Origin of the sequence: Pseudomonas sp. TMW 2.1634, assembly GCF_001703595.1 — a bacterium.
GTDB lineage: Bacteria > Pseudomonadota > Gammaproteobacteria > Pseudomonadales > Pseudomonadaceae > Aquipseudomonas > Aquipseudomonas fragi.
Genome location: NZ_CP016849.1, coordinates 410,522 through 423,130, shown reverse-complemented (window position 1 = coordinate 423,130; position 12,609 = coordinate 410,522). Strand labels below are relative to the sequence as shown.

Here is a 12,609-nt window from a genome sequence, read left to right as displayed (position 1 = left end):
CGGGCGGTGTGATGATTTGTGAGGGGGGGTCAGGCTTTGTCTTCGGCGTAAATTGCCGCACTGATGATTGCGCCACCCCAGTGACGGCGCCCGTAACAGAGCGAAACCGGATTGCCGGAGGCCGTGGTGTTTTTGGCACTGCCGAAGGCGTAGCCGGGGGTGTTTTCAGGGGCCGCGCTGGTTTTCAGGCCACCGGCTTGGGGGCTGAGCATTTGGATGACACCCCCGGCGACCAAACCCACGCCCAACTGAACAGCCCAGGGTTGCTGAAAGTAGCTGCCTGCCACTATGAGCACAGCGCCAATGATGGTTTGAAGAAGCCCTGCCCGCTTACTGCCGACTACGACAGGAGCAATGCGTATATCGCCAGCCCCACAGTAGCCAAGCTCATCCTGCCCAATGTTTGTTTTACCCCGGAATACGGCGAATTCAAGCCCTCTGGATTTGGCATTCGACAGGAAACGCTCGAAGCCAGGGACCTGGACGCAGAGAGCCCTGATGGCTTCTGCTGGTGATTTAACAGCCAGTCTGAATGTGCGACCAAATTGGCGTAATGGGCCGTACAACCGGATGGTCGTCACGGGTTGATAGTTGATCGCCGAACCCTGCATTACTTTTCTCCGGACATTAAAAAACCGCCCGGAGGCGGCTTCTTGAGATGTGAGTTCAGTTGTAATCGACATAGGGGCCGATATAGAAGCCGCTCATATCACCACTGATCCTGTAGAGGCTTTCTTTGTTGGCTTGAACACTGGCTGAAATGGTTCGAATCGCCGCGCCAGCACACAGGCCGGAGCCTGCCAATCCAGCCCCCAGATTTATATTGCCGGCAGGCAGATAAAAGCTCGCGCGCTGACTGGTGCCAATCTTGCCGGCTTTGCGCCCATCGACGTACACGACGATATCGCAGCCAGATCCAACCATCCCGGAATCCCGGACGACTGTAATCACGCCACTCTCACCCGCGGGCTTTGACTGGAAAGCATAAAGCTCATCAGATGGAACCGGCTTTGCCTGGCTGACCGGGATGGGTGAAGACGCACATCCCGCCAGCAGCGCTATTGCCAGCGCACCTATCAAAATTCGCATGTCGTTCCCTCAATTGATTTGGCGGGACTTTAGCATCAGTAACACGGTCATGGCAGAATGCCCCGCCAACAATAACGGAGCCTGTGATGAGACCCTTCGCAATAGCTGCACTAATGCTTCTGCTCACAGGATGCGTGTCAAAGGTCGTTGAGTACACTCCGGCCAAAATCAGCCCAGAGCAGGCACGTTCGGTAATCGAACAGGTGCTTATGGAACAACCTCTCAAGACCAGGCCGGAACAGGTCGTATTTACTGATGAGTACATTGGTTATGGCAGCGGCATACTCTCGACCACCAGCGGCTTTGCCAGTGCAGTCCCTCTCGGTGGCGGAGCGATAGCGGCAGGCAGTTCAAGAACATCGTCTAAGGCCGTTCAGACTCGTATTTACTACAACTCCATCGGCAGTGTGGCCCTCTACTCGAAGCGCGGCCGATGGGTTGTACAGACCCGGAGCACTGGCGGGAGCGTCATGAACAGCTCTCTTGTAGATACGCAGAATAAAGCTGAGCGGTTTGTGGATGCGATGGTGTCTCTGAAGCGCGAATAGCAGTTCAGCAAAAGCACAAACTCCAGCACTTAGCTAGGCTTTAAATAAATATAATTCCGCAGGGAGAGTGCCATGTCAGCCCTCACCCTCACCTTCAAACTCCTTGGCCACACCAAACGATATGACGGCTTGATTGGCGCTACCACCTATAGGTCACCGATAATCGTAGTCTTAAGACCGCGACGATCTCTGTCGAGGCCAAGGCACCTTGCCTCGGCCCGAAGCATGAACATAATTCGGATAGATCGGTGATTGTTCTGCTCCGCCATTCTGAAGCAGCACATGAAGGTCCTCAGCGTAGTGTTCGGCGTCTAGCCATAAACCTAGTTTCCTCCAGCCTGTAATGTTGAGTTAAAGGTCGGCAGCGTACTTCTGAGCTCTTTTGTCATAGCTACAAGTACAGCATTTTGCTTGTCCAACGATTTCATCCACCACGGAGAGTTAACGTCGGTTAGCGCTTCTACAGCCTTGGTAGTCTCTGAGCCAAAGTATAACTTAGCCAACATCAGGACATTTTGATATTCAGCATTGTAACTCTCAAGTCTTTGAGAGGACTCTCTAGGTGGAGATCGTTCCGCTTTTGCCCCCTTGAGAAAGCCCTGATATGCACTCCATTCGTCTTGTATGCCAGGCTGTCGAGCAATAAGACGCGTCATTCGTTCCAGCGCGTCTACACGCCGATCAAATATTTTTGATTCCCATTCAAAAACTTTCTGGTACTGATAGGCACTTGTTGAGTACTGCGCCGCTATCATCACGCCAGCCCAAGAACCAAATGCACTCAACATGCAAACTAACAACGGAAGGTGTAAATCCTTACTGAGTTCTATACTCATAGTTTGTGACATTTCCCGTTTTTTCCTCTTAATCCACACCAAGATACGTCCACCCGATTTCGATCACGACCAAAACGAATACCTGTACAAAGTCAGCTAACAGTTGAGCCTCTAGCGCTCGCCCGATGACAAAAACCCAGCGCGGGGCGGGCCTTCTTTGAGCACATGGTGTCAGCTCACCAGAGAATGTATCAACGGAGCGGCGGTCGCCAATAAGTTGCCGGCAGCACCCTCAAATACCCTCTGAACACTCAGCGCTGCTTCTCTGATAATTGATGCCTTAGGCCGTGGTGACTCGGCTTGAGCTTCTAGAGTCTTGAGTTCTGCGCAAAGCTCTGCAGCCACATCACCAGCAATCACGTTTCGAGCTATAACATCTCTAAGCAGGCTGATTAGTGCATTCAAAGCTTCTGAACTATCGCCATGTGCAATGGATTGACTTGACCCATTCGAGCCAATCTGAATTTGAGAGTCTGTAACATCGCCAAAATGATAATGCTGTGCAGCCACGATCTGACGCTCTTGTGTTGTAAACGACATACCCTCACCGATTACACCTTTAGCCTCGAGGTCCAGTGCCCACTGTAGTATTCGGCTGCGCACAAACTCAATCAGGCCAAAAATCTGACTAGCCTGTATTTCAATTGCAGGTCGAGTTGACGGGGTCATCAATGAACGTAAGTAAGCTTCATTCTTTGGCGGAAAAAACACGACCAGATGCCCTCCGTCGATGGTAAGACGCTCTAATTCAGGTACGGACTGGTAAAAAGGTCGCCGAGAAACCATCTCTAGGGTACCGGCATGCTTGACCTCCAAAGGCATCCATCCTCCGAGTTCACGCTCACAGATTGGAGTACCTCGAAGCATCCTATAATCCGGTAGTGAAGCAGTTTTATAGCCATTTAACTCGGAATTCATCCATTCGGCCAAGTCAACAAAACCAAGCCTGCTTGCAGCCACCAGCGCGTACCTCAGTAAACTCCCAACAGATGTTTGTGGATCGAGTGCAGCATTGACCAACTGGGGAATTAGGGCGGGCATAGTCGCTCCATTGACACATAAGCAAATTATTTCGCTAGGACCACATTCGGCCATGAGGCAAGAACAAGGTCAAGCCATCATTGCCGACACAAGACACTCGCCCCCAAAACTCTAACCCTGTATTTCTATCCAGTATGGATGGAATACCAGTAACCGGGGTCGATGCAGCCGTAGTAGCTTTGTGCCGCAATTTGTTTTAGCGAATCGGACCAAGGATTAATTATGCGTGTACCAAACCAACTGCTGTTCCCGATCGTTAACTATATCAAGGGGTACAATGGCTTCGAGAGCGAAAGCCCGCTCCAGTTCGGCACTCATTACGTCGTAAACGGGGTGGTCATTGATATTCACTTCTCGACCAAGAACAAGCCTACGTTCAGTTTGGATATAAAAAATCAAACTGCTGATCCTATTTTTGTACAGCTCTTTGAACAGTACATCGGCGTTATCAGCGTCCCAGCTGACCAAAGCGTCGTCTAAAAATCGTAAAACCTAGAACAACCCCAGTCCTTCGCCTGCAAACCCAAGGACTGGGGTTGCGCTAATTTCGGCGCTGATATGGCCTAGGAGGTCAATGTGAGTAACGATGAATTTGTGCCACGGCCAGGATTTACAATCGACTGGGCACGTCAATTTGACGTCGGACCATCTGACGAGCACCTGCACGCGATTGGCCAATTCATCGTCAATTACTCTGCAGTCGAGTGGCAACTCGCTGAGCTTTTCGCTTTCTTTCTAAATATGTCGGTTCCAGATGCTCAGAAACTATCGGTAGAAGCTAATATCTCGATGGCTGGAATGATCAGATACATTCAAGTACGTATAACCGAGTCAGGAACTAGCGATAATCAGGCAATAGATGACCTGTTACATACGCTTAAAGTATTTGATGCTGTCAGCATGATCAGACATAAAATCGTCCACTGGCAGTGGGGGCTCAACGAGGGGCCAACAGCATCACTGACCAATCTAATCAAGCCGAAGAGCCCAGCAAAATCCAACACAACGCTCAATATCGACGACCTAAGAAACGAGTGCCTTAAACTCATGAAAATTCTTCAGGCAATTGCCTTAAATGGAGAAATAATCAGAGGCACTATGACTCGCGCCCAGATTCTTGAAATCCGCACAGATACATCGCCTGAAAAGCTCTTTCGACCCTGATACGCGACAGGGGTCGCTCATCAATCTCTTCAAGGATTTCCAGTCCAGCGTCGATCATCGCAGCTGACACTGGCACATCCTCAGGCATCAGCTCGCTTGCTCGTTGTTGAGTCATAGAATTCGACACGATTACTCCTGCAGCCACGCTGCACCATGATTGTTTCTTGCGTCTTTGTGCCTGAGGATCAGCCGTGTCCGATCCAGCCAAGGCCCGCCATAAACAATCACCTCAGACGGCCGCCCATACAGGTGATGCAGCAAAAACGGCCCCGGCCCAAACACATCTGACTCTTCACCTGGCAACGCCGAATCATCCCCGAGATAAATCCCCGCATGATTCGGATGAGCTGTTCGCCCGATCGCCATAACGATCAGGTCACCACGACGTGGTTGGTCGACCCGAACAAAACCTGCCGCCTCGTAATTGGCTTCGTACAAACTGGTGTTATCCGCACTCTCCCACCAGCCGTCCTCCCGTTTGAAAGCTTCAAACTCCAGCCCCCACTCACGCTTGTACCAATCCGCACAGAGCTGCCAGCAATCCCAGGCGCCGTGAACAAACGGCCGTCTTAGCAGCGGCGTGTTTCCGGTCGGTGTAATAGTGCGCAAGTCGCCTTCAGGCCAACTCAGAATGTGCCAGGGCAACGCCGTGGCCTCGCACATGGCCAGGTCATGCGGTGACGGCCGACTGGTGGCATCCGGATGCGAGTGAACAATGCCGATCACCTCGCCCAGGTCTTCCGCTGCTGCGTAGTCCTCGGGATCGAGACGAAACTCTTCATTCGGCTCGCTGGCAATGTTCCGACACGGGAAGTACTGCTGTTTGCGCCCAATGGCCAGCAACAGCCCGCAGCACTCTTTCGGGTACTCGGCAGCCGCATGAGCCTGAATCACGCTCAGAATGTGTTTTCGCATTGTTGGCGCCCACTAAAAAGGGCGCCGTAGCGCCCTTGGTTAAGCTGACTTTCTCGATTGGTCTACTGGTGTTGATAGGGCCCTTTCGGGCTCCCACCCACCTCGCAGCCTGCCACGAATTGCATATCGTCCAATTCCAGTCTTTTCCACCCATTCGGCTAGGCTGAGGGTCTGGCCGAAAGCAGTGATCATATGGCTGTTTCGACGATTTCTATTCTGCTGCTCTGCAGTGGCCCAGCGGCAATTTCCCGGATAATACCCGTCATCGTTGTCGCGACGGTCAAGAGTCATACCATCTGGCCTTTCACCCATATCAGAAACGAAAAGGTGAAAATCGGACCACCTGTCGCATACCGAAATACCTCTTGCACCATATTTCGGGTAATCGACATACCCTGGGTCCGAACATCTGTAATGCATGCAAATCCAAGTATGGTAAAGAGGATGATCGCTATAGCCATGCGTTTTGCTGGAAGTTGAAGCAACTTCCTTCTGTAAGCAGCCGCATGACTTTGAGGCTCCCGATGTTAGGCTGTAAAGAAGAACGGAGGTCTCTTTTCCGCAATCGCAACGACAAAGAAAATAGCGTCTCCCGCCCGCACTTTGATTTTCTTGGATGACTGACCAACGATTGAATCGAGTGCCCAAAAAATCTTTACGCCCTCTCATTACTTCCCCCTATAAGCGTGTCCAGCGAAGAATGTGATTTTTCTGTAGCGCCATCCCTAGGAGTTCATTTCACCATTTTATCAGCTACGAGCAATCAGGCTTACACCCGGGAACCCCGTGAACGGCAATTCGTTGTACTCACCAAACCTTGGCTTACAACCAGTCGACAGACACCCATCACATTCATCCTTTGCAGGGTCATCCGTTAAATCACCATTAATGTCCCGATACGGCCCGGTATAACCGCACGTAGAGCCTCTGTATGCCCCTGTCATTGCTTCATTGCAAAACGTCGTCATTTGCCTACCCGGCAACCCGTGATTGTCGATCTCCCCCGGTGAGGACAGGTCCCACTGCACCATCTCCCCGTCTTCGCCGGTCTTCTGGTCGATAAACCAGATTTCCAACGCCTCCTGGGTTGGGTCGGCAGTCGGGTTGCCGTCAGGGAAGTTCTCCGCATCCAGGTACTGCGCCATGGTTTCGCGCACGGTGAGTTTGAACTTGAGCAAGTCTTCAAACGCCAGGCACAGGGCGGTGATCCGGCCATTGACGTTGCCCACTCTCAACGTGGGGCGCGTGGCTGTGCCGTCACTGTCTGCGCCAATGCCTTCTATGCTCACGGGCCACGCGGCGTATTCATTGCCCTGCCAGTAGATCGATTTGGCCGGTAACTCGTCCGCAGAGGCCCCGGCAGCAGCCAGCTCATCCGGGCTGTGCGGAATCAAATGCCCGTGAAAGTGCAGCGTATCGGCACCGTAGTCGCTGCCGTCGATTTCAAACAGGCGCACTTCGCCGCCGGGCTCCAGTTTCTGGATGTCCGTGATTAATGCCATGGGGGATTACCTTAGGGGTGGAACGCTTGCTCGAACGTGGCGGACAGGGAGTAGACCTGGCCGCCGCGGGGTGAGGGTTTGTAGCCGTTGCACTTGTACAGGCCCAGCTCGCCCAGCGGCGGTGTCCACAGAAAGGCTTTGGCCCCTTGATGGCGATCAAGGAACGCCATCAAGGCCTTGATCGTGTCCTTGGGGCCGGTGTGCAAAAACGGCCAGGTCTGGGATTTGTTGTTGATTCCGTCCGAGACCGATTGCGCGTAACCGTCGCCAAACTGCTGGGTACGCACGCGCTGCTTGATTTCGCCCTCGCCTTTTTCGCTTTGCCAGATGAAGGTTTCAATTGCCATAAATTATCCTTTTACGTTGCGGCTGCTGACTCCGCCCTGGCGCCATGATTTGGCGATTTCTTCCCTGGCCACGGTGCGCATCCGTTCCTGCATGTTGCGCTGGAAGGCTTCGGTATCGAGCTCGGCGCCTTCCGGGCGGCCGGACTCTTCATCAGTCATCACCATGATCGGCATGCTGAGGCTGACCGAAGTACCTCCCCCGCCCATTGCTGCGACACCGGGGCCAGCCCCAGTATTCAGCGGTGTCACGCTGCCGCCCGCTGCGCCCGTCATCAAGAACGTCTTGCCGCCCTGACTGAACAGCTCAGGCCCTTTTTCATTCACTTCGTACAGGGTGTCAGGCGCGACATTGCCGCCTGAAGCCCGGCCCCCGCCGTAGTCCACAGCCGTCAGGTTTTCACTGAAGCCATTTATGCCGCTATTTGTGCCGCCTCCGAAGTACGAACCAAAAGCGGAACCGACGATGCTGCTCAACAAGCTAGAAGCCGCCTGCCGCGCCGCAATGCGCGCCATATCCGCCAGTATCGACTTGGTGAAGTCCCCAAACGAAGCCTTGCCGGTTACAGCGAAGTTGACGACGGCGTCCTCCATCGAGCTGAAGGCGTTGCCGAACAGGGCTTTGGTCTGGCCCGCGACATCCCGGGCGCTGTCCAGATAGTTCTGGAACGCCGAAGTAGCGCCGTTGCGCCAGTCGCTTTGAGCGGCGGACATGGCCTCGTAGTTGCTGAGGGTGGTTTCCTTGAGGTCGGATTCGCTCTGGTTGATCGCCGCCAGTTTCTGGTTGTACTCATCCGCGCTCATGTTGCGCGCGGCGTCGGCCTTGTCTCGTGCCAGATCCAGCCGCTGCTGGTTGGCCCGATCCGCGATGCCGTTGAGTTCACCATTGAGCGCGTTCTGCCGGTCTCCCTGACCAACACCCGCCGCCGCACGCTGACCGGCCTGCTGTAGCGCCTGGTTCTGCCGCGCCAGCGCATCGATGTAGCTATTGATCGCCAAGGTCTGCTTTTTAAGGCGCCCTTCCTGATCGATCTCCAGCACCCTGAGTTTGCTGTCAGCGTCCTGCTGGGCCTTGACCATATCGGTGCGGGCATTGGCGATCTTCTTGTCCAGTTCGATCGCCTGGGCAGCCGAGGTGGTCTTGCGGGCTTTCGCCGACTCAAGAACTGCTATCTCGGCCCCATATGCAGCAGTGATTTCGTCCTTTTCGTTGCCGATCAGGCCCGCGCGTTTCCAACTGTACTCTTCCTGCGAAACCAGACCGGCCTTTTGCAGAGCATCCAGCTCTTTTTGCGCGTTGGCATACTCGGCCAGAATGGCCTTGATGGCGTTTTGAGAGGCGTTGAATTCCGTGAGGTCGACCCCGCCCGCAGCCTCTTTGGCGCCCTTTGGGTCTTTGTAGCGGGCATTGATATTTGAAATCTGCTGATCAATTCGCGACTGCTCAAGTCGAGGATCTTTAGGGTCGGCAGCGCGAAACGACGCGAGTTCAAGATCAAGCTTTTTGAGTTCGTCATCACGTTTTTGCTTGTTGGTACGAAATGACTTCTCGCGAGCATCAAAGGCAATTTGCGAGTTAATGGCTTTATCCTGAATGGCTTGAGCCTGTGCCTGCTCTTTTGCCTGCTTTTCCTCGGTATCGCGCAGCTTCGTGAGAACGCTCAGCTCTTTCTCGGCAACAGCGAGCTTTTTGGCCGCATCGATGTCTTCGGGGTCAGCCTTTATCGCGCTTCGCCCATAGGCAACCTGTTGCGTAAGCTCCGCTATCCTTTGCGAGGGTACTGCCTGGCGACCAATGTCGTTAATTGCATCAAGCGACTTCTTGGCCTCATCAGTGATGCCTTTCCATGCCCGCTCGATATAACCCAGATTGTCTGTGATCTGGCTGGAGCGTGTATTGACCGTCTGGGCGTAGGTATCTGTGAGCAGTTTCGCCGCGCCAATTAGATCGCCTTGCTCCTTCAGCGCCACGATTTGGGAGTAAACGGAGGCCGTCAAAAAATGATATTGGTCATTTAGCTCTTTAGCGGCCGCCACAGGGTCCTTGGCGATTTTGACGAACTCGCCAATCGTCGCATCCACCGACCTGCCCGTAGCGTCCTCCATTGCCGCGGCTGCATCAGCGATTTCCTTGAAGCTGCTGCTCGCAATCACGCCACTGCCTGCGAGCTTGGCCAACGTGGCAGCCGCATCGCCGATCGTGCCATTGGTAGCACTGACCTGCCGCGCCAGGTCGGCCAATTGCCCGGCGCTGGTTCCGGCAGAGTTGCCGGTCAGGATCAGGGATTTGTTGTAGGCGTCCGCTTCCTTGCTGCCCTGATAGTAGCCGTAAACCAAAACCCCAACGGCAGCAGCTGCCGCAAGCATCCCAGCTACTAAACCAGCCATCCCAAGCCCGACGGGGCCTGTGCTGGCACTGAGCGCTTCCAGTGCCTTCTTGGCGTTCTCAGTGGACTCGGCCGCCGTATTGGACTTCTCCGCAAGGTCGGAAATGCTCTCGCCGGCTTCACCTGCGTTTTCAGCGACATCCTTGGACTTGTCCGCAATGCTCGCCAGCGACTCGCCCAAAGCCGCAGCGCCAGCACCGCCGGAAAACAGCGAGGAAATGCCAGCCCCCGAGATACCGGCACCGATGCCAAGCCGGGCGATAGCGTGAAGGCCGCTGCTCCAGTTGCCCGCAGACAACGCATTGATCAGTTGCAGCACGTTTTGCTGGGCGCCGCGGGTACTCAAACCGAAGCTGTCGGTGGCGTCCTTGGCTTTGACGGACTCGTCACTGAAGCCTTTGATCTTGCTGCGGGCGGCTTCGATATCCGCCGAGTAGGCCTTGAACCCGTCCTTATCAATATTGCCTGCAGCCCGGTGCTGGTTGAGTTGACGTTGTTGCTCATCGAGGCGCGCCAGTGCGGCCGTAGTCGGGTTGATCTGCCCCAGCAGCTTGACCAGACCGTCAGCCTGCACGCCCGTTGCAGCCGCCGCCAAACGGCTCGCATCAGCTTGCTTGTCGACAGTGCCCACCAGGGCATCAGCGTCGGCCTTGAGCCGGCGGTTGAGCGCGGCATAGTCGGTGGTGGTTGCACGGGCGGCGTCCATTGCCGAGGTGCTGGAGTTGACGCTGGATGCCAGGCTTTTCAGGTATTCACTGGAGTCCAGCGATGCCCTGGCCATGGCCAGCAGGCGGGTTTTGGCCTCTTCAGTGGTTTCCGCCAGTTTGCTTTCGGCACCGGACAAGCCCGTGGCCGCCGTCGAGGCCTTGTCAAAGCTCTGGCCAATCCCTTCAGCGACCTTTTCCGCCTTCTCCCCTGCCTGGACAAACTTGTCGAGTTCGGCACCGGCCTTGGTGACGTCGCCGGTCTGGACTTCAATCCCGAGGCTCGCAATATCGGTCATGCCGTCATCCTTTGTTGATTTGCTCAGACATGGCGAGCATGGCTTCGGCCTCCATGATCCGCAGGTCAGGGAAGAGCTGGAGGGTGGCTTTTCGGGTCAGACCAGAGAGGCTGGCCGTATCGTAGATCGCGGAGTAATCGAGGCCGGTCGCGCCGCATGCGCCGGTGCGCCATTGCGTGGACATGGCTTCAAACAGGCAGAAGCAAGGCCAGTTGTCGGGCCATACCTCGATGGTGTCGTCACAGTCATCCTGGGATAGCCCGAACAGGCTGAGCTGCGCAGCCGATGCGGGCGGCTCGTAGAGGGCGCGGCCGACCTCGATCAGTTTCCCAGGCGGGATGTATCGAAGGCCTGTTGGTAGGCTTTGACAATGGCCTCAGCCGCACCCGCTGAGGTTTCGACCAGAGCGCGGATCGACTCCGGGCTGAGCTTGTCATCGAAGCCCCATCCCGAAACCAACGCCTCAACCTGCTCAACCTGACGCTCGATACCCGCATCCGTCAGATCAACGATGGTCAGGTCTTCCCCCATCGCCTTGAACCGTGCCTCGTCGGCCTTCAAGGTGTGCTGCCAGCCGAGGAACAGCGCTGCCAGCGCCTTGCGGTCGCGGTACTTGAACTCGAACGGGACCTTGATGAACTCGCCACCCACACGCGGAATCTCGACGTCAGCTTTGAAGGTCGGGTTCTGTGCAATTTTGAACTTGGCCATAACTGCCCCCTTACGCCATGTAGCGAGTAGGTTCGGCCTGCAGGGCCAAGTTGACGGTTCGGGTCAGCACGTTGTTGCGCGCCACCGTCGGCTGCTTGGAAAACGAGGTGTAGGCACCATAGAAAATGGTGTCGTTACCTGGGAGGTTGAGGCGAGCGGCTTCGATCCTTCGACCTGCGTCCGCGGCCTCCAGCACCTTCACAAAAGGCTTGCCTGGGTCGTCGGCAATGGTCAACGTCATGCTGGCTGCCGACTTATCGGTAGGCACTTGGCGGCCTTGCTTGTCTTCCAGAAAGACCACATCCGTGTACTGCTGCTCGCCACCGGAAAACGCCACGTCGGAGACTTGCGGAATCTGCACCCATGTTTCGATCTTCTTGAGGGTTCCGCCGCCGGAGCCAGCCGGGAAGCTTTGCGTGTCCGAAGTATCAATATCCTCCAGAGTGATCGACACCGCAGTCGCGGTTTTTACTCGCACTACTCGCCCATTAAGGGTGCTCCAGCCGGACTCGACCAACACGATATCGCCCACTTCAAGATCGGCATCTGCCACGGTGGCCACAGCCTCGGTGGCATTACTGATCGCTGTAAACGCCAGCGCTGCTGCATAGGTGGCGGCGTGCTGGAATGTGCCGCCGTTCGGGAGTTTGTAGCCCATTGGTTTTTCCTCTTTGCAGAAATGACAAAACCCGCTCGATGGCGGGTTCAGGCTGTGCCCTATGGGCGTATTGGGTTGAAGTCAGTGGATTGACAAATAGAGCCATCGACCGGATGACGGCTGGTTGATAGGATCGCGCGCCTTACTTAATGCCACTCCGGGAATCAAACACATATGAATCGAGAGCAAATTCGTAGCGCCATTTGGTTCGCAATAATCACCTCAGTGATTGCACTGCTGTCGGCCTACGCCCAAACCGACCCGAATAGCGCCGAAAGCTGGTTGGTCAAGTCCAGGCTGCTGGGATCGCTGTGGGTAGACTCTCTGCCTCTGGCGGCGATTCTTGTGCTGATTCTGGCGTCGCCTTGGTATTTGGTGAAGTGGTTCAGAAGCCGCCGCGCCAAATCCTAA

15 protein-coding genes are annotated in these 12,609 nt (G+C 55.1%); 4 read left to right on the top strand and 11 right to left on the bottom strand.

Annotated elements, in window-relative coordinates; translation table 11 throughout:
* Positions 1-29: 29 nt before the first annotated feature.
* Positions 30-611, bottom strand: a complete 582-nt coding sequence (locus tag BFC21_RS02075) for a tail assembly protein (protein ID WP_120265610.1) — start codon at positions 609-611, stop codon at positions 30-32.
* 55 nt (positions 612-666) lie between these two features.
* On the bottom strand, positions 667-1,089 hold the full coding sequence (locus tag BFC21_RS02070; protein WP_120265609.1) for a hypothetical protein: 423 nt from the start codon (positions 1,087-1,089) through the stop codon (positions 667-669).
* A gap of 86 nt (positions 1,090-1,175) precedes the next feature.
* Between BFC21_RS02070 and BFC21_RS02065 the strand changes: the two genes are divergently transcribed.
* Positions 1,176-1,637, top strand: a complete 462-nt coding sequence (locus BFC21_RS02065; protein ID WP_120265608.1) for a hypothetical protein — start codon at positions 1,176-1,178, stop codon at positions 1,635-1,637.
* A 323-nt stretch (positions 1,638-1,960) separates the two neighbouring features.
* Here BFC21_RS02065 and BFC21_RS02060 read toward each other — a convergent pair whose 3' ends face one another.
* Both BFC21_RS02060 and BFC21_RS02055 read right to left on the bottom strand, forming a co-directional pair.
* Positions 1,961-2,473, bottom strand: a complete 513-nt coding sequence (locus tag BFC21_RS02060; RefSeq protein ID WP_162939275.1) for a hypothetical protein — start codon at positions 2,471-2,473, stop codon at positions 1,961-1,963.
* Between the two features lie 171 nt (positions 2,474-2,644).
* A complete protein-coding gene (locus tag BFC21_RS02055; RefSeq protein ID WP_120265606.1) occupies positions 2,645-3,514 on the bottom strand; it encodes a hypothetical protein in 870 nt (289 codons plus the stop codon).
* A 222-nt stretch (positions 3,515-3,736) separates the two neighbouring features.
* Between BFC21_RS02055 and BFC21_RS02050 the strand changes: the two genes are divergently transcribed.
* Both BFC21_RS02050 and BFC21_RS02045 read left to right on the top strand, forming a co-directional pair.
* Positions 3,737-3,994 (top strand): hypothetical protein, encoded by a 258-nt coding sequence (locus BFC21_RS02050; RefSeq protein ID WP_120265605.1) that lies wholly within the window; start codon positions 3,737-3,739, stop codon positions 3,992-3,994.
* A 96-nt stretch (positions 3,995-4,090) separates the two neighbouring features.
* Entirely contained in the window at positions 4,091-4,678 is a 588-nt protein-coding gene (locus tag BFC21_RS02045; protein WP_120265604.1) for a hypothetical protein, read from the top strand.
* Positions 4,679-4,807: 129 nt separating this feature from the next.
* On the opposite strand, the gene BFC21_RS02040 is transcribed toward BFC21_RS02045, so the two are convergent.
* The 7 genes from BFC21_RS02040 to BFC21_RS02010 all read right to left on the bottom strand — a co-directional run bounded on the left by BFC21_RS02040 (position 4,808) and on the right by BFC21_RS02010 (position 12,198).
* The gene (locus BFC21_RS02040; RefSeq protein ID WP_120265603.1) at positions 4,808-5,593 is read right to left on the bottom strand and encodes a C40 family peptidase; all 786 of its coding nucleotides are present in this window, start codon (positions 5,591-5,593) and stop codon (positions 4,808-4,810) included.
* Positions 5,594-6,342: 749 nt separating this feature from the next.
* On the bottom strand, positions 6,343-7,095 hold the full coding sequence (locus BFC21_RS02035) for a phage minor tail protein L (protein ID WP_120265602.1): 753 nt from the start codon (positions 7,093-7,095) through the stop codon (positions 6,343-6,345).
* Between the two features lie 11 nt (positions 7,096-7,106).
* On the bottom strand, positions 7,107-7,442 hold the full coding sequence (locus BFC21_RS02030) for a phage tail protein (protein ID WP_120265601.1): 336 nt from the start codon (positions 7,440-7,442) through the stop codon (positions 7,107-7,109).
* A 3-nt stretch (positions 7,443-7,445) separates the two neighbouring features.
* On the bottom strand, positions 7,446-10,532 hold the full coding sequence (locus tag BFC21_RS02025) for a phage tail tape measure protein (RefSeq protein WP_256557621.1): 3,087 nt from the start codon (positions 10,530-10,532) through the stop codon (positions 7,446-7,448).
* 301 nt (positions 10,533-10,833) lie between these two features.
* Positions 10,834-11,097 carry a DUF1799 domain-containing protein gene (locus BFC21_RS02020; RefSeq protein ID WP_120265599.1) on the bottom strand — a complete coding sequence of 88 codons (264 nt, stop codon included), beginning with the start codon at positions 11,095-11,097 and terminating at the stop codon, positions 10,834-10,836.
* Positions 11,098-11,150: 53 nt separating this feature from the next.
* Entirely contained in the window at positions 11,151-11,540 is a 390-nt protein-coding gene (locus BFC21_RS02015) for a phage tail assembly chaperone (protein ID WP_120265598.1), read from the bottom strand.
* A 10-nt stretch (positions 11,541-11,550) separates the two neighbouring features.
* Positions 11,551-12,198 (bottom strand): phage tail protein, encoded by a 648-nt coding sequence (locus BFC21_RS02010; RefSeq protein ID WP_120265597.1) that lies wholly within the window; start codon positions 12,196-12,198, stop codon positions 11,551-11,553.
* Between the two features lie 174 nt (positions 12,199-12,372).
* On the opposite strand from BFC21_RS02010, the gene BFC21_RS02005 reads away from it, so the two are divergent.
* On the top strand, positions 12,373-12,609 hold the full coding sequence (locus BFC21_RS02005; RefSeq protein WP_120265596.1) for a hypothetical protein: 237 nt from the start codon (positions 12,373-12,375) through the stop codon (positions 12,607-12,609).

What these genes read in the sequence shown, in the direction of transcription:
- BFC21_RS02025 (WP_256557621.1), bottom strand. Translation starts at nt 10,532, where the DNA reads ATGGACGCCGCCCGTGCAACCACCACCGACTATGCCGCGCTCAACCGC.
- BFC21_RS02030 (WP_120265601.1), bottom strand. Translation starts at nt 7,442, where the DNA reads ATGGCAATTGAAACCTTCATCTGGCAAAGCGAAAAAGGCGAGGGCGAA.
- BFC21_RS02075 (WP_120265610.1), bottom strand. Translation starts at nt 611, where the DNA reads ATGCAGGGTTCGGCGATCAACTATCAACCCGTGACGACCATCCGGTTG.
- BFC21_RS02070 (WP_120265609.1), bottom strand. Translation starts at nt 1,089, where the DNA reads ATGCGAATTTTGATAGGTGCGCTGGCAATAGCGCTGCTGGCGGGATGT.
- BFC21_RS02005 (WP_120265596.1), top strand. Translation starts at nt 12,373, where the DNA reads ATGAATCGAGAGCAAATTCGTAGCGCCATTTGGTTCGCAATAATCACC.
- BFC21_RS02060 (WP_162939275.1), bottom strand. Translation starts at nt 2,473, where the DNA reads ATGAGTATAGAACTCAGTAAGGATTTACACCTTCCGTTGTTAGTTTGC.
- BFC21_RS02015 (WP_120265598.1), bottom strand. Translation starts at nt 11,540, where the DNA reads ATGGCCAAGTTCAAAATTGCACAGAACCCGACCTTCAAAGCTGACGTC.
- BFC21_RS02035 (WP_120265602.1), bottom strand. Translation starts at nt 7,095, where the DNA reads ATGGCATTAATCACGGACATCCAGAAACTGGAGCCCGGCGGCGAAGTG.
- BFC21_RS02050 (WP_120265605.1), top strand. Translation starts at nt 3,737, where the DNA reads ATGCGTGTACCAAACCAACTGCTGTTCCCGATCGTTAACTATATCAAG.
- BFC21_RS02040 (WP_120265603.1), bottom strand. Translation starts at nt 5,593, where the DNA reads ATGCGAAAACACATTCTGAGCGTGATTCAGGCTCATGCGGCTGCCGAG.
- BFC21_RS02010 (WP_120265597.1), bottom strand. Translation starts at nt 12,198, where the DNA reads ATGGGCTACAAACTCCCGAACGGCGGCACATTCCAGCACGCCGCCACC.
- BFC21_RS02055 (WP_120265606.1), bottom strand. Translation starts at nt 3,514, where the DNA reads ATGCCCGCCCTAATTCCCCAGTTGGTCAATGCTGCACTCGATCCACAA.
- BFC21_RS02065 (WP_120265608.1), top strand. Translation starts at nt 1,176, where the DNA reads ATGAGACCCTTCGCAATAGCTGCACTAATGCTTCTGCTCACAGGATGC.